The organism is Aporhodopirellula rubra, assembly GCF_014192335.1.
Lineage (GTDB): Bacteria > Planctomycetota > Planctomycetia > Pirellulales > Pirellulaceae > Rhodopirellula > Rhodopirellula rubra.
Genome location: NZ_JACHXU010000008.1, coordinates 156,619 through 176,217, shown reverse-complemented (window position 1 = coordinate 176,217; position 19,599 = coordinate 156,619). Strand labels below are relative to the sequence as shown.

Sequence of the window (19,599 nt, the reverse complement as noted above, 5' to 3'; positions counted from 1 at the left end):
GGACAACGATGGGCGAAGTCACATGAACGCTCCCGAACCGTATCGCCCGTCCGATTCCGAGGTCACGGCCTCCAATCTGGCGAACACCTCCGCTGACCAACAGCGAGCGATCGTTCTTCATGAACTCCTTCGCGTCCGTCGACAAGCCGAAGCCGCACGCCTCGAAGCGAAAGCCTCCCGGCTCGATGCCTCGGCCGAACAACTTCAGTCGCTCCTGAATCGGATCGATGCGGGCGAATCGATACCGGCCGGAAAACTGGTCGAGTTTGGCATCGACGATGACGCGATACTCGGCAACGCGTCGACAGGCGGGCAACACAATGACAGCTCTCCACTTTCTCCACCCGCGATCCCTGCCCCCGAATCCACCGATAATTCGCCGACTCGGTTCAACAGTTGGGATGCGGTGCGAGATGCCCAACAAAAGACGGCAAGCACGCTTCGATTCGACACCACTCATCGAACGGTAAAGCGACCTCGAATGTTCGCGCAAACGGACATCGAAGAAAACGACACGACGCCGGATGCGATCGCAGCCGATGAACACCACGACCCTGCAATCACGGCAGAAACGGGGCAACCAGTCACTGCACCGGACCGAACGAGCAAACAGTCTGCGGCCCCAACCGACAACACTGATCCAACCGACATCGATAGCGACGACCCTGTTGCCGAAGAACTCGACACTGAACCGTCCCAACGAGACTTCCCCTTTTCCGAAACGATCGGTCAGCCACTTCCGCTAACCGAAGTGTTGCTCGATGACCAGGAAGACGCACCACCTCGTCGTCGCCAATCGGTTGCGTTCATCGTGAGCGCAGCGGTGCATGCGATCATCCTGATTTGCTTGGCGGGCTTCACGCTCACCAGCGTCATGCCCAAGGACCAGGTCGCCTTGTCCGCATCGGTTAGCGAAGTCAGCGAGCAGGCGATGGAAACGTTTCAAATCGAAACGGTTCAGCCCGCCGAAGATCCTTCGGAAACGACACCCGACGAAACTCAATACGATCTCGATCCGATGGGTGAAATGGCCGTCGTCGAAGTCACGCCCGGTGTGACCAGCGTTTCAACGTCCCCACCGCTCTCAACGCGGGCTTTTCGGCAACCCACCTCCGCCTCCACCGCGTCACTGAAATCCCTCAAATCCGACTCGAAAAGCAAGATGCAATTTTGTGGCGTCGAAGGCGGGGGCAATCACTTCGCTTATCTCGTCGATAGCTCTGGCAGCATGGGCGACGCATTCATTTCTGCACGGCGGGCATTGATCGAATCCATCGGCATGCTCAACCAAGAACAACGTTTCTACGTGATTTTCTTCGACGCGAAGTGCGATTACATGCGAATCACGAGAGCAGACCAAAACGAGGCTCGAAGCGTTTACGCTACCGCTGAAAACAAGCAACGCCTTAAGAGTTGGGCGATGCGGGTCGAAATGGACCGCGGAAAAGCACCTTACGAACCTCTAACCTATGCTCTGCAAAAGCTCAAACCCGATGTCATCTTTTTGCTTTCGGATGGCGAATTCCCACAAGGCATTGAAGACCTTCTGCAGGAAGAAAATCGGGTCACGAACCTTTTCGGCGAGACCAACCCGGTCAGCATCATTCACACGATCAGCTATTACAGCCGCGAGGGTGAAAGCCGCATGAGACGCATCGCCGAAAACAACTTCGGCCAGTATCGACACGTCCCAAAACCCTGATCGACGAGACCGGCGTGGCCGTGATCGGACGCCCTCTCTCGCGTGTGACAAGCTCGACCGCTATTGCGAGATTGGCAGGTCAAAATCGCCTGTCAGGTCGCGGTAAAAACAATGAATGTGGTTCGCGGGATTACCGGCAGGATCCGATTGTGTGTTCGCAAACTCGATCAAGAAACTTTTGCCGGTGATGCGGTAGTAGTGTCCAATGCCAGGCTCCATCGCACCTGCCCAAGCAAACCGGACCTGCTCCCATCCATCGTTAAGAATTTGCAACCGCCGCTTGGCAGCAACGGGTTCCGCTGCGACATCGGTATAGGTTGAAACAAGATCTTTCAAAATTTCTTTTTGCACTGTGTCCAGCTCCGCGTAGGGGATGCCTTTGGGAGCGGTTCGTTCCGGTTGAGGCTCTCCGGCGAAACGGACTTCGGAGGGAGCTTCCGCCGAGATCACGGCGAGGTCTTGCTGTTCGTCAGACAACGCATTGATCAACTTGAAACCGAGCTGCTCTTCTCGGCTTAATACGGCTGTCCCTTTTCCGAGCGTGACGGTGGTTTCTTGCATCACGGTTGCGGGATTGGATGCTAAGAATTGCGGCGTGCTATCGAGGACTTCGTTACCACGGCAAACAAAGTTAAGTGAAAGGTGGTGCCCCTCAAAACTCAATCCCCATCGACCATCCGCGTCTTCGCCATCCGCACCGCTCTTCCCGCTCGGGTCACCAAACAACGTCACGAAATAACGTTGCGGGTTGCGTTCCCAACGTCCTTCGCCTTTCTCCATTTCATTGAGAACTTCTTCGAGCAACATGATCCGATTGACTTTGCCATAACCCGCTTCGCTGAGTGCCGACCGCAACAACCGCAACGCGGCGGTGCGCTGTGCGTCGTTCATATCACCGATCATCAATCCCTTGCGTTCATCTTTGGGAATGAAGTGCCATCCAACTCGTTCGGGCGAGCCAAAGTCTTTCATCGTGAGTCCGCGTTGAGAATCGTCGAGCGTCTCAAGGTAGGCCTCCGCGAACGTCTGCATTTGCTCGGCGGGCGTTTGACTGACCTTCAAACCAACGACAGCGAGTCCGAGCAAACAAACAATGGCCGCAGGGACAGCGCGATAGAAATGCGACGCGGGTTTCTTGACTGCGGATTTTTTGACAGTGGAAGACGTCATCGGCGGGGGCTCACGGAAGGAGGGAGAGGCGGGGGAAATGCGATGCGAGCAGATTCTAGTTCAATCCGTGGCGGGAAACACGCGGTAAGGCGCCCACCGGCCAAGTTTCATTCGCAGCACCGCAACCAATCTACCGTCGACGTCGATACCGATACACTCCTCCGGCGGTGCCTCGGTTTGGCCATGCTCACCAAAGGGTTTGGCGGGCGATTTGGCTCGGTGGCCTGTATGCGCGAGTTCGGCCGCCGATGGCTGTTCCGACTCGCCCGTAACGGGCAATCCGGTCCGGGCACGCTGAGTCTGCTCCACGGATAGCCTAAGCCGAGGCATGTGCCCGAGTCCCCACATTGGATCACGGATGCAGCTTTGCAACGATTCGCAATCCTTCATTGGCGACAAACCTTCATACAGGCGATCAAAATTCTCGGGCGGAGGATCGTTCGGTGGCACTTCCGAAACAGCCGACGCGATGTCAAAAGGCCCGACCTCCGTGCGAGTCAAACCGGTCATCACCGCCACGCTTCCGCACCGCTGCGCGATATCCATTCCGAGGGACCGCAAATACGTTCCTGATCCACAACGGACATCGATCTCAAGGTTCGGGTACTCGTAGCGGACGACGCTGATTTCATCGATCCAAACTCGGCGAGTCGGCATCTCGACGTCTTCACCGCGACGTGCCCGCTCGTGCGCTCGTTTGCCGTCGACCCAAATCGCCGAATGCGTCGGCGGGATTTGATCAATCCAACCGTGCAATGCCTCAGTAGCAGACTGAATTTCATCCGCCGATGGTTGCGGCGCACCAACGAGCGGCGTCGTCGGCTCTTCCAAGTCTCCCGAGATACTCGAAACCCCTAACTCGAACCGTGCCACATATCGCTTGGCATGCTGCAACAACCACGGCGTCAAACGGGCCCCCGGACCGACCGCGACCACGACGAGCCCATCGGCGAGCGGATCAAGCGTTCCTGTATGTCCGACCTTGAGTTTCCGCTCGTTCATCTCACGACGCAGACGTCGCTGCACACGATTGACGAGATCACGCGAGGTCATCCCGACCGGTTTAACGTAAGGGAGAAAGCCAAAGGGATTCGGCGTCGAAGATGGATTCATCCTTGCGGGAACGGTTCGAGCGAGTGGAGATAAAGGGTCGAGAATCCGGCGAGCAACGTTTCAACAACAATAAACATCAACCGTGCTGCAATGACGGCGAGCAATGCATGCGTATCACCGATCACCGGAACGAGGACCAACAGCGTGACATATTCACGTACACCCGCACCACCGGGTAACAACGACGCGAATCCGATGACCATCCCCAAAGAGATCGCCGCGGTGGCCATCGGCGCCAACTCCGACATCGAAGGAAGCGGATCAAACGATGGGATTGCGGTCACCAAGACCGCGAATGACAACCCGATCAGCGTCCAGGAAATCAACGAAATCAAATAGCAACCACCGAGCAACTTCCACGTAATCGCCGACGCACCGGCGGCTTCGGAGGTATCGCCGTCGCGCTGCGATTCCGCAACGTCTCTCGGTGAATCGGCTGGAGCTTTCGATGCTGCTTTCAGGCGCCGGCGGGCGGCCATGAATTCAATCACACGCCGCATGACGGGCGGGCAAACCGGGATCGCAGAACCGATCGCCACCAACACCGCACCCCCACGGACCCATGCGGGCAGGTCGGAATTCCACAGCAAAATACCCGCGAGGGCACCACCCACCCCCATCATCAAAAGCGTTTCAAAGAAAACGCACGTCACCACACGGCCGATCGGACGAGGTTTCATCGAGCGGGGCGGATGCGGAGCCACTACCTCTGCTTCACTTTCGCCAAAGTCATTCGGCGAGACATCGGTCGCGGTCTTTCGCGACCGAACGGGATTCGGTAACACCGCATCAACCCGCAGGAAAACGACCATCGCTTTGCCAGGAATGTACTTCCCGACATGGCCGAGCAATTGAGCAGCAAGAGCCCGCCGGCGCGAGCAATTGACCGCGAAGCTATCCAGACATCGGTGCAAGATGATGCCGGGTGGCAGCAAGCCGAATGCGTAGAGCAGGCCCGCACAGCCCACCCGATCCCAACGAACGTTGGCCAGCGAAGGAACCGAGGCCGCCCGCAGGTCGGCCTCGCGTTTTAAGTCCGCCGCAACCGCCGGATCAGGATCCGACGCTGCTTTTTCTCGGAGTCGCAAAACGCTCGCGTTAAGCGCAGAGGTCTCACTCCGCCATCGGTCCGTCGCCTTGTTCGCCGCGCTGACCAAACCAATCAACACGACAACGAAAACAACCCTCTTGATCCAGACGAGCCAAGGCACCGAGGACTAGTTGTCCGCCAACGGTTCTTGTTTCTCGGTAATCACTTCGGACTTTTCCGATTCAACCGCGTTGATTTCGATATAGTTCTTCCACTCTTCGGGAAGGTTATCTTCGTGAAAAATCGCTTCGACGGGACATTCGGGAACGCACGCTTCGCAGTCGATGCACTCCTCGGGATGGATATACAACATCTTCTCGCCCTCGTAGAAACACTCCACAGGACAAACAACAACGCAATCCGTGTACTTGCATCCCACGCAGGGTTCGGCGACGACGTGCATAACTTTTACCTTATTGAATCTTTGAAAAAAACGTCCTCTGGTTTTGCAACCATTGACGAGCGTCTCGTCGAGTATCGGCCTACTAGCTCTGGAACTTTCGTACAAAAATGGTTCCAAGGGCTGCCGATCACAGACTCGCACCAACCGCCAACGTCCTATTTTGCCTATTTGACAAGTTTCGGCAAACCGCCCAACGGCTAAAATTCAGTTTTACCGCTATAGTTTTCCATCCCTCGAAATTCCCATCTACGAAAATAGCACCACGTGACCTCGTCCTCCGATCAACCATCGCAATCCGAAGTTAACAGCGGGACTGCCGCCGCGCCCCAGGTCTTACGCACCAAACCGAACCGGCATTTCCCATTTCTATCTCGCCACCCTTGGGTGTTGGCGACCGCTCTCGCCGAAACAAAGTCCCCGGCCGCAGAGTCCCCGGCCGCAGACAAAAACACTTCGAACGAATCGACGGATGATTCCAACGCGGCCGATGGCGACTCATCCAGCGATGTCCTGCACTTGCCCGCCCGAGAAGTCGATTTGCTCGATCATGATGGCAATTGGATCGCCCGCGGGTTGTCTAATCCGGCCAGCCGGTTGCGTCTGCGACTGTACAGTTTCTCCCGCGACCAACCGGTCGACGACGCCCTCTTCGCGAAACGCATCGACGAAGCCGTCGCCCGCCGCCGACTCGCCCAACCTGCTTCATCAGCGACTAGCGACTCGCAGCCTACCTCGGCGGAGAAAGGGGAACGGTTGATTTTCAGCGAATCGGATCGGATCAGCGGACTGATCGTCGACCGGTACGCAGACTGCCTGAGCGTGCAATTCACTGCTGCGGCGTTGCTCTCACGCGGAAAATTTTTAATCGACCAGGTTCTGATCGCCGCTGAAAAGTACGGCACCCCCTGCCGTCGCGTCATCGCTCGGATGGACGCAGCGACCGCAAAACACGAAGCCGTCTCGGAGCAACAAATCGCTGAAATCGAGTCATGGAGTCGTGGCATTTCCGCCGAAACCTCGGAATCGGAATCCGATGCGGACACATCGGTGAACACGGTTTGGTATCGACACAATGACCTGAAAATGTCGATCGACCTGCGTGACGGCCAGAAAACCGGTGGCTATCTCGACCAGCAAGATAACCATGCCGAAGCGGCTCGCTACATGGCCGGCAAACGGGTTCTGGACATTTGCACCTATACCGGTGGATTCGCATTGGCGGCCGCGCACGCCGGAGCGAGCGAGGTGATTGGAGTCGACAGCAGCGAAAAAGCGCTTGAGATGGCCCGTCGCAACGCGGAAGCCAACTCGTTGTCCCAGGTCAAATTTGAACGCGCCGATTGTTTCGACGACTTGAAAAACCGGGGCGAACGAGGTGAATTTTTCGACGCGGTGATTTTAGATCCCCCGCGTTTTGCGGGCTCTCGACGCCAAGTCGACGCGGCACTTCGGGCGTACGCTCGTTTGAACATGTCCGCGGTAAACCTACTGCAACCAGGTGGACTTTTGGTCACATGCAGTTGTTCGGGACATGTTTCGCGGTCCGATTTCTTGAATATGTTGGTCGACGTTGGACGAAAACGCCGTCGAGACATTATCATCTTACAGTCGCGTGGCCCGGCTCCCGATCATCCGTGTGCAGTCTCCTGCCCCGAGAGTGATTACCTGAAATGCGTGATCGCACAAGTTCAATGAGTCGCTGCGCAGTGAATTAAGCTATCCTATTAATTTCGAATCGCTTGCCTGCGGTCGCGGCACTCATTTTTCGCACTACTAGATTATGCAGGCAGGATGCGCGAACTCAAAGACTCCTGTCGGTTTTGCCCGCTACTCTTCTTTTAATCACGATCGAGGCTATCGGTGACGAATGTAACGATCAAAGTTCTGCACGGGTCCGATCGGGGCAAAGTATTTGAGGACATCAATACTCCGTTGACGATCGGTCGCGAGGAAGGCAACGACATCCAGCTCAATGACGAGCGAGTCAGCCGTTGCCATCTAAAAATCCAGCGGGATAACGACCGACTCGTGCTAACTGACCTCGACAGCACCAACGGGACCAAGGTTAACGGTGCGGAGTGCCAGTTGAAAATCCTCCGGCACGGCGACTTGATCGCCGTCGGCCGCAGTTTGCTACTGCTCGGTTCAGAGGAACAGATTGCCGAACGCCTAAGGTTAATGGGCGGCGGCAGCGGATCGCAAAGTCGGGACATTAAATCGTCCGATGAGTCCATCGCCGTCGAATTGCACCAGGAACCCGAAAGCCCGTTACCGGTCGAAGCCCTACAAGTCGACGAATTGCCAGCGATTCCGGATAGTTTGACCCCCGGGCAGAAAGCACAGCTTTGCGAGATCCTAGACTATCTGCAAAATCGTCTTGAACGATTGATCGAGACGGCGGAAACGGACGAATCGACGGAACAGGTTTTGCTTAAGCAGTCCGCGTGGCAACGTCTGCTCGACGTCCAATCGCGATTAGCAACGCTCAATCGATCGATCACCGATCCTCAATGGCCTTGAATGTTCCGCTTTGACTGACACGATCACCCCCAATCCTTCTCCGACGCCTCCCGACTGCGCTATGGGCCTGGACCAAACCGAACCGCGTGGTCCTGAATCGAGGGATTCTCACCCAAACGACGGCGGTTACCGGGAATATCGGGCGTGCGGCGATAACAAAACCGCCCTCATCGTCCCGCCGCTCAGCGATGCCGAGTTGTTGCTCAAGAGCAACCTTTCCCAGCACGGGCCCCTCGCCCCATCGACCTCAGACGCCGCGGCGGACGCGAATTTCTGGGATGAATTGCGTTATCACGCGCGGACGCAGCTCCTCGCGGATTCTCGCCAGTACACCGCCGCGTACCGCGATGTGCCCTCGCTTCGGCTAACCTCCCGTGGCACCTCGTCCGAGGCAGGCGTCGATTCCGATCGCGCCTCGGTTCCTGTCGTCATGGCCGGTCATCAACCAACCCTGTTCCATCCAGGGGTTTGGTTTAAGAACTTTGCACTTGACCGGGTTGCTCGGGACACGGGCGCTCATGCGATCAACCTAGTCATCGACAATGATGTCGCCGCGAGCCGATCGATTCGCATCCCGGTTCGCGATTCGGCCGGACGCGTTCGCTACGAAACGGTCAGCTATGACGTCGGCGGCGCAGGAATCCCCTTCGAACAAGCGAGAATCCGGGACCTCCGGCAATTCGACCAGTTCGATTCCGCGGTGCGTCAAGCGATCGCGCCGCTCGTGCCTGATCCCTGCATTACCCAACTGTGGCCCCACGCCCGCGCGGCGATCCGACGCTGCGAAATTGCCGGATGTGCCTTGGCTCAGGCCCGTCATTCCCTTGAGGGTGAGCTCGGTTGGCAAACGCTGGAGATCCCGCTCGGCGTAGCAGTTCGGGGGCTTCCGTTCGCCCGATTCGTCATGGAAATCATCGACGACGCAGCGCGTTTTCATCAAGTCTACAACGACGCCGCCGACCACTATCGCGCCTGGCACGGCATCCGCAGCTCTGCCCACCCGGTCCCTAATCTCGGTCGCGACGACGAGTGGCTGGAATTGCCGTTGTGGGTTTACGGAAACGATCGGCCAGTCCGCCGAGCGGTTTGGGTGCGGAAAGTCGGCAACCAACTCGAACTCAGCGACCGTCAATCCACACCTGACGGATCAGGCTCCATCCTCCTGCCGGCCGACAATCGTGACTCCGCAGCATCGGCGTTGATCGATGCCGCATCCCCTGAATTTAAGCTTCGGCCCAGGGCTTTGATGACAACCATGTTCGCCCGATTGCTGTTGAGCGATCTGTTTTTACATGGAATCGGCGGCGGGAAATATGACCAGCTCGCCGATCGTATCATCTGCCAATTTTTTCATCTGACTCCACCCGCCTTTGAGGTGGTTTCGGCGACGGTTCGATTGCCGGGTCAGGATCGCGACCCGGCCCGAGCAGTCAAAATGGAGAGTCTGCATCGTCAAATTCGCGACACCCAATTTCACGGCGAAAAGTGGTTGGACGGTCGAGATTCTCAGGCTCAACCACTGATTAATCGAAAACGCGAGTTGCTCGACGATATTCCGGCCAAAGGCAACCGCGGGCAATGGCATCGCGAGTTAGAGCGCATCAATGACGCCCTCGCTGCCGAATTACAAACCGATCGCCAGCGAATGCAGGCGTCACTCCAACGTCTGCGACTCCAGGAGACGGAAGAGCAGATTTTGGCCAGCCGAGAGCTCTCATTTTGCCTATTTCCGGTCGATGAATTGACCTCGGCGTTCGAGCAAATGCTGCGTTAGCCCGCGATTGGCGTTGCCGAGCGTAGAAATTTCGCTATTCTGCGGGGCCAAAAACAAAATCCTTTACAATCGCCCATCTTCCGAGAAACCATCCATGAAGGTCGTTAGCAGTATCGGCGCGTTGAAATACCGCCACCCTGATTGCCAAGTCGTGAAGCGTCGCGGCAGAATTTACGTGATTTGCAAAAGCAATCCGAAATTCAAAGTCCGCCAAGGCGGAGCAAAGATTAAAAAACGTCGTCGATAAACCTGTTATCTATTGGCTAACGGGGTTCCTCGGCTAATCTTAGATTCACGCGTACCTCAGTTCGTACCGAGATTCTCTGCCGAGTATTGCGACTGCCACGGTGTTGCCCGACGTTTTCCCCGAACCCCTGCCCGATGCGGGCAAAATCCCCGCTTCCCCCGGCGATCAAGCCGGTGGCGGGCATCCCCTGCGCGGTGACAAAAGGTTGATCGACAACCCAAACGGGCAGGCACCTTTTCAAGTTGACGACGTCAACGAACCGACAATCTCGGTTCTCCGTTTCGACCAGCTCTCACCTGAACTCCTCGCGAAATGGGAGTCTCTCCGGGGACAGAACTGTCAGTGGAACCAGCCTTTTTTCGCATCTCGATTCTCCGCTGCCGTCCACCGGGCGCGCGGTGACGTCCTCGTCGCGGTCATCAAGAGATCAACTCCCGACGGTTTGGACGAGGCGATCGGGTTCTTACCGTTCCACCGGATTGGACGAGTGGGCGTGCCGGCTGGCCGGTTTCTTAATGACGCTCAAAACGTCATCGGACTTCCCGCCGAACACGTGAAATGGCCGGCACTGTTGAAGGCCTGTGATGTCCTCGCGTTTGACCTTCACGCCATTATCCATCCCGCCGAACGCTGGACGACAGAGTATCGCCTCAACAGCGTTGGCGCGTATCAAGCAGATTTTGCTGGCGACTCAGAAGGCTACCTGCGTCAACTCGTGAAAGACCACCGAACAATCAGCAAACAGGGCCAGAAGACTCGCAAGCTCAGCCGGGAGGTCGGTGACATCCGGCTGGAGGTGGATTGTCGGTCGCCCGAGGTGCTCGCCCAGACGATCGCCTGGAAGAGGGCTCAGTACCAACGCACGCATATCCTCGATCTTTTTCTGCCTGACTGGACCCGGCGGATGATCGAAGTGCTGCACGGCAGCTCAAACTCTGCTTCATCAGAACGTCTTGACCATGATCCGTTGCGAGGGCTGCTGTCGGTGCTTTGGGCCGGTGACCGAGTCGTCGCAGCTCACTACGGAATGATCGAACAGGGCCGGCTCCACTATTGGTTCCCGACCTATGACCCAACCTATTCCCGCTATTCCCCAGGAACAGCACTGTTCACGGAATTGGTGCGTGAATCGACGAGGTATGGAATCGATTGCATCGACATGGGCTACGGCGAACAACCCTACAAACAGAAACAAACGGCAACGACAACCCAGGTTGCCTACGGGACGATTACTCACTCCACGTGGCATCGCCTGACCCACTCCGCCAACAATGCGTTCTCGCGTTACGTCAAGCAAATGCCGATGAAGGGCACGATCAAAAAAGCTTGGCGGGCCATCCACCCGACCGCGGGAATCAAGAAGCTCGGCTAAAAAGCCCCCGAAACGCGTGCTCGCGAAACTTTTCTACAACGAAAGGGTTTTATCCGAGTTAGACCATCTCACGAGGGTATGCCAAGGCACTCTTCTATTGGCTCTCTGTCATCCCCCTCTGCACACTGTGTGCGTGAGACGTCTGCTACAACCGACCCCCCACATCCGTATCAAGGACTCTAGTCATGAAAAAACATTTCGCCTTCGTCGCAACGGCAATACTGGCTTTCAGTGTTGTTGCAGAACTCCCAATCTCTTCCATCGCATCGGCTCAACCGCCGAGAGACGGTGAACGCGAAGGCGGTCGCGGCGACCGTGGTAACCGAGGTGGCGGTAACCGGGGCGGCGGATTCGGTGGTGGACCAGGCGGTGGCATGACGCGTGGCGGAGATCCAGCAATGGCGTTGCTGCGTTCACCGGAAGTCCGCGAACACCTCAAACTCGAATCGGTCCAAGAAGAAGGCCTGAAAAAAATTGAAGAACGGATCCGCGAAGAGCCTCGCAACAGCGGTGCGCGTGACTTCGATTTCCGAAACGCCACCCAAGAAGAGCGTGCTGAATTCTTCGGCAAGATGCAAGAAGAACAAAAGAAACAAGCCGAAAAGCATCGCGAACTGCTCGAAGAGGTACTCGGCTTTGATCAACTCGAGCGTCTTGACCAACTCATTCTACAACGTCGTGGATTGATCGCCCTTGGTGACACCGAAATCCAAGACGCGATCGAATTGAGCAAGAAACAACGCGAAACGCTCCAACAAGTTCGCTCCGAACAAGAAGAAAAAATGCGTGAGCGGATGCGATCCCTCATGCAGTCGGGTGACCGAAACGGCATGCGTGAAAAGATGGAAGAGATCCGCGAAGAGATCGAAAAAGACGTGATGGCTGTCCTCACACCCGAACAGAAAAAGAAGTTCGAAGACATGAAAGGCGAACCCTTTGACTTCGGCGACATGGGCCGAGGAGGTCGCGGCGGTGAAGGCGGGCGTGGCGGTGACGCACGCGGCGGTCGTGGCGGAGAAGGCGGACGCGGCGGTGATGCTCGCGGAGGCCGTGGCGGTGAAGGCGGACGCGGACGCCGTGGTGGAGGAGAAGAAAGCGACCAATAGGTAGAGAAGTTCTCTCTACAGGTCACAATCAATCGTTCGACAACAGTCGATCGACCAACGAGTGAACATTGTCGCGAAACCCGGATAAGGTTGAATCGGCTAACACTTCGGAACGATCGCTGTTCATGATGGCTGCAGCCAACGGTTTGTGCTGCTTCCAATCCTCGAGCGTGAACCCTCGAATGTCAACGTAGATGTCACCCAGATCACTGGTGACTTTCGGCACCATGAAAATACCATCTTGTCCACGGACGAGATGGTAGTGCATCGCCCCATACATCAGCGCGGCACCCAAGATGACGCCGAAAAAAAAGCGGGACATCGATGTCGTTCCTTCTATCCAGACCAAAAGACTCGTAAACCAATCCTGTCAAACGCCGGACTCGCATTCGCGGGCCGGCACGACAGACTATCCTTGGCTTCGTGGGCGTGAAAGGCAAGCGGTCTCGGCGTCAGAGTTTTGGATAATCGTAGAACCCGAGCGAACTGCGAACATGTCTTGGGTCGATCAGGAAGTCGACCGTTGGTCCGCGGTCTCTCGAGAACCGCGGCAGGAATCGAACGCCTGACCAACCTCCCACGATGGCAAAGCCGGTCATCCACCAACTTGCGAAGACGGGTGACTGAACCAAATCAAAGCCCCCCAACATGCTCATCGCCAAGAGCGCCGGTCCCCCCACCAGCTCGATCCCCAGAACCATCCCAACAATCATCTTGAGCGACACTTCCGCTCGACTCTTTGCTTTCCGCCGCTGAATTGGGGATTGCCGTGAGGAACGGAATATTCGGGATCGGACAGTTTGAGTACGCATGCTTCGCTTCCATAGAGACATCAAATGACGTCGGACGGGGCGACTATCGTGCCGAAAAACTACAATTTTTCTGCTGCCGCTTCATCAACATAGAAAACGACGTCACCCTCGGTAATGTAGGACGCCGGATAGGTCTCAAACGCTCCCTTGTGATGAATCACATCGGCTAGCACCTCTTTTTTCCCGGCACCGGTTACCAGGAACACGATCTTTGCCGATGCATTGATGACGGGCCCCGTGAGCGTGATTCGCGTTTGACCTGACACAGGATGCTGTGCCACCTCACAAATGCGAGGTGACTGTAGCAATTCACGCTGATACGGAAAAATCGATGCGGTATGTCCGTCGTCACCCATGCCGAGCAGCATCAGATCAAAACGAGGGATACCATTCTCATCGCTCGAAACGATCGAACGAATTTCTTCTTCATAACGCACACGCTCCTGCTCCGGATCCGCTTCGCCGTGCACACGATGAATGTTCTCATCTGGTAGACGCACCTTGTCGAAGAACAACTCCTTCGCGACGCCATAATTGCTTTCAGAGTCGTCGGGAGGCACACACCGTTCGTCACCCCAAAAGAAATGCAGGCGCGACCAATCAACGGCATCCGCATACTCACTCGCCCACAATTCGAACAAAATCTTGGGTGTGCTACCCCCGGAAAGGGCCACACTGATTTTGTCATGATTCTGTTTTTCTACCCACGCGGCGAAGTCTTTGGCAAATTCACGTGCCAGGGTTGGTGGGTCGGTAATTCTTCGTGTCTCAACGGTCATGATGCGGTTCTTTCGTAGGATGTAGAAGTGTGTGAACGATCCCTCACCGTCATTGCTACCAACGCCGCAAATGCTCCGACACAAGCGATTCCGATTCGAGTCGTTGTTCGAATATTTAGAAACGGACTGGCTAGAAACGGACAACGCCAAGAAATAGGACATCGTCCGTCAGTCAAAATTTCCGCCGGCGTCTTAAACGAGAGAGACCTTCAAATGAAAATTAGTGCAACAAGAATGCGTTGAGCGACCAACCGGTATCGGTCGTTTCCACATAGCTAGATGCGTTTTTGAAGAACTTCTTCACGTCGGCGTACGGAGGCCATTTTGATGCGTTAGGACGCTCAATGTCTTCCTGTTCTTCGTCCTGAAACAATCGGCGAATGATCGTCGCGAGAACCGAATCGCTATCTTTGAGTTCACCGCGACGTTGCAATTCGTACTTCGCCTGCAGTGACTCCCGGAGCCTCACAATTCTCTGAATCGATGGTTTCTCGCCGCCGAAATCTTTGGTCGTTTCCAAAAGGTCTTTAATCTCTTGTTGGTCATTTAGACCATCACCTGCTCCCGATGCGATTCGCTCAGCGACTTCGACTAGAAAATCGACGTGGCTGGAAAACATCAAATAGGGTTTGTCCGATCCCGCACCTTTACCGACCATCGCGATCGCCCAGGTGTCAAGAAGTGGTGGCTGTTCCTCTTGCATGTCATCGTCGCCACCGAAATCATCAAAGAACGCTTCCTCTTCGATTTCACCTTCACCCCGTTGGACTTTCCAAATATCCACGCCGTCGACAGATTCGACCAGCAGAACGTCGGGTTCAACTTCCATCGCTTTCTCAATCGCACTGGCGATTACGTCTTGGTCGATTACCTCAATCGCAACGAGCAGGCGTTCCGAATCGACTGTGATCGGTTCGGTGTTGTCGGTCAGCAACAACAGATGGCGACCGAGATTAGGCATCACGTTCTTTTCGATATCGATCTGTGGTCCTTCTTCATCATCCCGAATCCCTGCAATCGTGGGTCGGAAGATCTTGTCGTTGAAAGCTTCATTCACCAACGACTCGAGTGCCCAGAACGCCTTCTCCATTTCCCAATTCATCTGAGTAACCGATGCGGTCGACTTTGGAATCCATCCTGGCAACTGTTGTAGATTTCCGTTTGGGAACTGAAGAACCCGAGCTGCCAAACGATAGCGATCCGGTTGATCGGTTACCGGTGGAGCGTGAATGTAGCCACGATGCAACAGGTCGAACTCATCTTGGCGAACGACCACTGTCCCACCCATCGCTTGGATAGCATCAAAGCCTTGGTTTTCAAGCAAATTCAGGATCTTCACTTTGTTGCCGCGATCGACTTTCGCCACATCCCGCAAGATGCGTCCCATCGAAAGCGGTCTGACATACCACTGCAAAGTCGAACCGGCCTTCTTCACTTCAATCCGATCACTCACCTGGTCTGCGACGGCTTTGAACAGCGGGGCCTCTTCCACCGATTCCGCCAGTCCACCTTGAGGAATCGCTTCGAGCATTTCCACCACGACCGAATCGCGGTTGGATGCGATGATCCGGTCTTCGGTCACCGCAATGACGACTTGTTCAATCTTCAGTTGACCGGGACGTGTCTTGGGTTGGTAAACACGAATCGTCTCGCCGAATTTCTCGACATCCGTTCGCGTAGCGCCATCCGCTTTGAGATCCTGATCGATTCGGTCGGCCACGGTGAGGGCTTGTTGATGATTGCTGCGGATATCGGCAATGACGCACAAACACGACGGCCGACGTCGATCGTTCTCGAACGGCAACCAAGCAACCACGACTTCTCCCGACGCAATCTCATAGAGGTCTTTCGGACGGACACCGATCTTGTCACCGACATTGCTCCACAACGCACCATCGGCACCAAGGTTAGCTTCGACGAGCGGTTTCATCAGGTCATCTTGGCCGAGTTCATGCAACGTCGTCTCCTTCCACGACTCTGCCAACACAGGCATGTCCGCGACCCAAGCCACACCCGCTGCGTCCGCAGGCAATAGCCGCAGACCACTCACGTAGTCGTCAGCCTTCGCGGTGCGATCGGCGCCTGCGAGTACTGCGACGAAAATGAGCAGCGGGAACAGAGGGAGATATCGAAGGTTCAATGAAAAACGATGGATCACGTTGGATTCCGCGAAAGATTGTTTTGGGGAGTTCGTGGACAATGCATGTTATCCCACGCATATTACCAGCGAAATGGTGCCAGCCAACCGGCACACAGCACAAGGCGAAAACACCCCCTCAATTAGGGGACTGATTCATGCTGTTACCACGCAAAAAGACGAGTACGGCAACAATCGTTACCGCCTCGTCTCAAATGTCGCACAGCGAATGATTAGCCAGCGGCAAGCCGCTGCGTTCGGCTAGAACAAGAAAATCGTGTCGATTCCGAACGTTGTTTGCTGATCGTCGTCGTTTTCCAAGATGTTTGCAGCGTTGCCATCGACCCAGTCCCAGCGGACTTCTGGACGAACCAGCACGTTGGCGTGAGGCTTGAAGTTGGCACCCAAGGTCAACGCGTAGATGTCGACTTCATTGTCAAACACGCCCGACGAATCGTACCACTCGAATCGTGAACCGACCGCCAAGCAATCGCTCATGGTGTAGATCAGGTAGTTGTTCATCCCGATCGTGTCACGAAGAACATTGCCATCGGCATCTTTCGTCCGGAGATAATCCGATTGACCGATGTACTGAATCTTGTCAGTGATGGTCACGTCCGAAACGATCGAGTGCATGTAGCCTCGTTCGCTTTCGTTACCGTTAGGAAATGCTTTCCCAAAGCGGCCACCGGTCGCGGCGTAGGTGAGCGTGTAATTGTCCGATAACGCCACCGACGTTCCGCCCAAGAACGAATCACCATTGTCCTCAAACCCGCTGTCCCAACCCATGGTGTAACCACCATATGCTGTTACATCGTCGCCAACATTGTACGTGAACAACGCACCGGTGTGCGTGAACGGTTCACTGTTATACATCGTGTACGCATGGCTGTAGAAGAAGTTGTCTGGGGCGGCGACGACTTCATAACCGATGATCGTGAAGAAGTGCCCAAACTTCACCGAAAGGTCACCGTAGCCGGCTTCGCCATATACCTGTGGCAACGCATGGCCGTAGGCCCCGTTATCCCAGTCATTGTCCCAGTGATCGTTGTCGATCCCGAACGCCTGAGTGTCTTGAGCGTCGACACCGTAGACGTAATCGATTCGTCCACCGATATCGAACCCTGAACTCGTGTCGATTGCCTTCTCGGCGTACAACCAGGCTTGATGCAGTTGGTACTCGTCAGGACGGCTGTTGAACAACGGAACTGCCGCAGTGTGGTAACCGAACTGAGCCCATCCGCCGACCGAAATGCCGTGAGCTTCGCCGAAGAGCGAGAACGGCTCGCCGAGGTCGCACTCGCAACCGTTGAGCAAGAAACCACCGGCTTCATCGCAGCCGCAGGCCTCGTCGCTGCAGCAACCACCCATGTCACAATCACATGGTGTCTCGCAACCACAATCGGTTTCATAGACGGGAGCCGCATCGCATTCTGAGCCGCCGCCACAGAAGCCGACTTGCTGAATCAGATCAGCGTCCTGTGCCGGCTGATGGTAGGCAGCTTCGGAGACCAAGGCATCCTGGGCCGTCGCCGTCAGGCCAGCCGAACCCCAAGTCGCAGCGGCGATCCCGCCAATAACTAACAATAATTTAGATCGTTTCGACTTCATCTTAAGTGGATCCTTCCCCCGATGGTTTCCCTGATCCAAATGGTCTACCTCCATCCCGCCCACTCTGTCTCGCTGTCGTCCGTAAACAGCGTTTGGAGGGTCGTACACCCTTCAACTAAGGATGACCGAGTGATGAAAGTCCCGAAATCAGGGATTTAAGTTCACAACAGTCGTATCGGCCCGCATAATCGTCAAAATTAAGACCATCGATAGGAAAAGACCGGTCGAAACAGTATCTGACACTCAAAATGTCAATCTATTCCGGTTGCGCAGGCTAATCGCCTGCAACTGAGGGAAAACCCGTGTTCTCGCACGTTAGGCTAACCCCCCAGCAGACAAGATAAATCAGCCCTCGAGGCCCAATTCGTCCAAGATCTCTCGAACCAGATCGGTCCCGATCTGGCGGTGACCCTCACCATCGGGGTTCAACAGAATGCCGAGTTCATCGTCGAGGTAGTCGAGCATCGTGCGGCCATCGACCCAGAATCCGCTGACTTCGGACTCCTCCTCGAACAGATCCGTCCGTGATTCAACGAACTGACTCGCCTGCGCCTGGCTCGAAAAGACAACGAGATAGTCCCGTCCTTCGCTGCACGCGGTCAATGCGCCGAGCACTTCGTCGGCCTCTGACTCTTCGGCCAAGTGAATCAACACGAAATGGCTCTCGACCAATTGACGGGTGATCGACGCCACATCATGGCGCAAAATCGCTTCACGAAAACTCTGACCGTTCAGCTCCGACTCGGCACCCATGAATGAACGTGACCCAAAAAAAGTTCGGCGAGAGGCACTGCATCATCCATCGGGCAGCTTCTGTTGAGGGGAGAGGTCCGTTCCCACCGACCAAAAGTACTCACTTTCTCGAGTCGGCCCTGACAATATAACCAGTTTGGAGGAAATGCAGAAGCAATGCGTGCCAATCCGATGCCATAGATTAGTCAGGAAGGAGCCCGTTCTCCTCCAACCGGACCAGCAATCTCACAATTTGCACTTTGCGTGAGAACCCAAAGTGCTCCAAGATTTTTCCCCGGCGGACTTCGATGCTGCGACGAGTCAGACCAACCGCGGCAGCAATCTCGGCAGTGGAATCCCCCACCGCGATCCCCTCGCAGATTCGGCGGTCGGTTTCATCGAGTTGGCGATACATCACCAATTGCTCATTCAGCATCCGACTCGGCAACGCCTTCACCTCAGGCAACAACTGGACCGGTCTCGACAGATTTAACAGACAAAAAGATCTGGATTGGTTCTCGAGGACCCGCATTTTCAATGTCGACCACCGAAACCAATGACCATTCGCTGCCGGTGCTTCATGTTCGTACCACAACACTCTAGCGCCGCCCAACAACGCCTTGTCGGTCGTCTCATCGAGATATCGGCTCGATCCTGAAGGATGGTTCGGCGTCCGTCGCCCCAACATCGACAACTCGAACGCGTTGTACTGGCCCGCGATACGGTTGTATCCGAGCAGGATGCGGTCATTCGTGCTGACAAAAACGGACGCGGACAAATTGAGTGCGTCCAAATGCTCATTCAATGCCCCGTCGGCCGCGTTGTTCTCAACGCAATTCCGGAACACCGTGAGGTCTCCGCTCTCTCTCAGAATCTGCAAATCGCGTTCGATTTCCTTATCGCAGAGCGCAACGTTCTCCTGCAGCTCAAACGGATCACCCGTTTGTTGCGGTGCGATGACGGTCGTGTGTTTCCACACTGACAAAGCAAAAACCATGACGCAACGAGAATGAAGCCGAGAGAATGGGCGT

Annotated in this window: 18 protein-coding genes; 7 read left to right on the top strand and 11 right to left on the bottom strand. The window is 55.6% G+C overall.

All coding sequences use genetic code 11. From position 1 onward, the window contains the following. The first annotated feature begins 22 nt into the window (after positions 1–22). Positions 23–1,702, top strand: coding sequence for a vWA domain-containing protein (locus FHS27_RS13045; RefSeq protein WP_184305362.1), 1,680 nt, complete (start codon positions 23–25; stop codon positions 1,700–1,702). Between the two features lie 60 nt (positions 1,703–1,762). Here the strand turns inward: FHS27_RS13045 and FHS27_RS13040 are convergent, their stop codons facing one another. Genes FHS27_RS13040 through FHS27_RS13025 form a run of 4 tightly spaced genes read right to left on the bottom strand, consistent with a single transcriptional unit; the run spans position 1,763 to position 5,478 of the window. Then, the gene (locus FHS27_RS13040) at positions 1,763–2,872 is read right to left on the bottom strand and encodes a DUF3500 domain-containing protein (protein ID WP_246419715.1); all 1,110 of its coding nucleotides are present in this window, start codon (positions 2,870–2,872) and stop codon (positions 1,763–1,765) included. Between the two features lie 60 nt (positions 2,873–2,932). Next, entirely contained in the window at positions 2,933–3,985 is a 1,053-nt protein-coding gene (gene truB / locus FHS27_RS13035) for a tRNA pseudouridine(55) synthase TruB (RefSeq protein ID WP_184305361.1), read from the bottom strand. Beyond that, complete coding sequence (locus tag FHS27_RS13030) at positions 3,982–5,196, bottom strand: lysylphosphatidylglycerol synthase domain-containing protein (protein ID WP_315854550.1); 1,215 nt, start codon at positions 5,194–5,196, stop codon at positions 3,982–3,984. Before FHS27_RS13030 ends, truB begins: the two co-directional genes overlap by 4 nt. A gap of 6 nt (positions 5,197–5,202) precedes the next feature. Next, entirely contained in the window at positions 5,203–5,478 is a 276-nt protein-coding gene (locus FHS27_RS13025) for an indolepyruvate ferredoxin oxidoreductase subunit alpha (protein ID WP_009105194.1), read from the bottom strand. A gap of 264 nt (positions 5,479–5,742) precedes the next feature. Between FHS27_RS13025 and FHS27_RS13020 the strand changes: the two genes are divergently transcribed. From FHS27_RS13020 to FHS27_RS12995, 6 genes are all read left to right on the top strand, one after another. Next, the gene (locus FHS27_RS13020) at positions 5,743–7,173 is read left to right on the top strand and encodes a class I SAM-dependent rRNA methyltransferase (RefSeq protein WP_184305360.1); all 1,431 of its coding nucleotides are present in this window, start codon (positions 5,743–5,745) and stop codon (positions 7,171–7,173) included. 165 nt (positions 7,174–7,338) lie between these two features. After that, positions 7,339–7,998, top strand: a complete 660-nt coding sequence (locus FHS27_RS13015) for an FHA domain-containing protein (RefSeq protein ID WP_009105196.1) — start codon at positions 7,339–7,341, stop codon at positions 7,996–7,998. A 10-nt stretch (positions 7,999–8,008) separates the two neighbouring features. Further along, the gene (locus tag FHS27_RS13010; RefSeq protein ID WP_246419713.1) at positions 8,009–9,772 is read left to right on the top strand and encodes a hypothetical protein; all 1,764 of its coding nucleotides are present in this window, start codon (positions 8,009–8,011) and stop codon (positions 9,770–9,772) included. Between the two features lie 94 nt (positions 9,773–9,866). After that, complete coding sequence (gene ykgO, locus FHS27_RS13005; protein WP_044257420.1) at positions 9,867–10,019, top strand: type B 50S ribosomal protein L36; 153 nt, start codon at positions 9,867–9,869, stop codon at positions 10,017–10,019. A gap of 100 nt (positions 10,020–10,119) precedes the next feature. Then, positions 10,120–11,391, top strand: coding sequence for a GNAT family N-acetyltransferase (locus FHS27_RS13000; RefSeq protein WP_184305359.1), 1,272 nt, complete (start codon positions 10,120–10,122; stop codon positions 11,389–11,391). Between the two features lie 185 nt (positions 11,392–11,576). After that, positions 11,577–12,497, top strand: a complete 921-nt coding sequence (locus tag FHS27_RS12995) for a hypothetical protein (protein ID WP_184305358.1) — start codon at positions 11,577–11,579, stop codon at positions 12,495–12,497. Between the two features lie 28 nt (positions 12,498–12,525). Here FHS27_RS12995 and FHS27_RS12990 read toward each other — a convergent pair whose 3' ends face one another. The 7 genes from FHS27_RS12990 to FHS27_RS12960 all read right to left on the bottom strand — a co-directional run bounded on the left by FHS27_RS12990 (position 12,526) and on the right by FHS27_RS12960 (position 19,547). Further along, on the bottom strand, positions 12,526–12,819 hold the full coding sequence (locus tag FHS27_RS12990) for a hypothetical protein (RefSeq protein WP_044257365.1): 294 nt from the start codon (positions 12,817–12,819) through the stop codon (positions 12,526–12,528). A 130-nt stretch (positions 12,820–12,949) separates the two neighbouring features. Then, on the bottom strand, positions 12,950–13,309 hold the full coding sequence (locus FHS27_RS12985) for a hypothetical protein (protein WP_246419711.1): 360 nt from the start codon (positions 13,307–13,309) through the stop codon (positions 12,950–12,952). A gap of 59 nt (positions 13,310–13,368) precedes the next feature. Beyond that, positions 13,369–14,088: a 6-phosphogluconolactonase gene (gene pgl, locus FHS27_RS12980; protein ID WP_184305357.1), complete on the bottom strand. Its 720-nt coding sequence runs from the start codon at positions 14,086–14,088 to the stop codon at positions 13,369–13,371. A gap of 220 nt (positions 14,089–14,308) precedes the next feature. After that, a complete protein-coding gene (locus FHS27_RS12975) occupies positions 14,309–16,246 on the bottom strand; it encodes a membrane or secreted protein (RefSeq protein WP_315854548.1) in 1,938 nt (645 codons plus the stop codon). Positions 16,247–16,486: 240 nt separating this feature from the next. After that, positions 16,487–17,836, bottom strand: coding sequence for a porin (locus tag FHS27_RS12970; protein WP_184305355.1), 1,350 nt, complete (start codon positions 17,834–17,836; stop codon positions 16,487–16,489). Positions 17,837–18,181: 345 nt separating this feature from the next. After that, positions 18,182–18,529 carry an SseB family protein gene (locus FHS27_RS12965; RefSeq protein WP_315854547.1) on the bottom strand — a complete coding sequence of 116 codons (348 nt, stop codon included), beginning with the start codon at positions 18,527–18,529 and terminating at the stop codon, positions 18,182–18,184. A gap of 241 nt (positions 18,530–18,770) precedes the next feature. Further along, positions 18,771–19,547 (bottom strand): helix-turn-helix transcriptional regulator, encoded by a 777-nt coding sequence (locus tag FHS27_RS12960; protein ID WP_184305435.1) that lies wholly within the window; start codon positions 19,545–19,547, stop codon positions 18,771–18,773. Between the last annotated feature and the right edge of the window lie 52 nt (positions 19,548–19,599).

What these genes read in the sequence shown, in the direction of transcription:
- FHS27_RS13045 (WP_184305362.1), top strand. Translation starts at nt 23, where the DNA reads ATGAACGCTCCCGAACCGTATCGCCCGTCCGATTCCGAGGTCACGGCC.
- FHS27_RS13040 (WP_246419715.1), bottom strand. Translation starts at nt 2,872, where the DNA reads ATGACGTCTTCCACTGTCAAAAAATCCGCAGTCAAGAAACCCGCGTCG.
- truB (WP_184305361.1), bottom strand. Translation starts at nt 3,985, where the DNA reads ATGAATCCATCTTCGACGCCGAATCCCTTTGGCTTTCTCCCTTACGTT.
- FHS27_RS13025 (WP_009105194.1), bottom strand. Translation starts at nt 5,478, where the DNA reads ATGCACGTCGTCGCCGAACCCTGCGTGGGATGCAAGTACACGGATTGC.
- ykgO (WP_044257420.1), top strand. Translation starts at nt 9,867, where the DNA reads ATGAAGGTCGTTAGCAGTATCGGCGCGTTGAAATACCGCCACCCTGAT.
- FHS27_RS12995 (WP_184305358.1), top strand. Translation starts at nt 11,577, where the DNA reads ATGAAAAAACATTTCGCCTTCGTCGCAACGGCAATACTGGCTTTCAGT.
- FHS27_RS12990 (WP_044257365.1), bottom strand. Translation starts at nt 12,819, where the DNA reads ATGTCCCGCTTTTTTTTCGGCGTCATCTTGGGTGCCGCGCTGATGTAT.
- FHS27_RS12985 (WP_246419711.1), bottom strand. Translation starts at nt 13,309, where the DNA reads ATGCGTACTCAAACTGTCCGATCCCGAATATTCCGTTCCTCACGGCAA.
- pgl (WP_184305357.1), bottom strand. Translation starts at nt 14,088, where the DNA reads ATGACCGTTGAGACACGAAGAATTACCGACCCACCAACCCTGGCACGT.
- FHS27_RS12970 (WP_184305355.1), bottom strand. Translation starts at nt 17,836, where the DNA reads ATGAAGTCGAAACGATCTAAATTATTGTTAGTTATTGGCGGGATCGCC.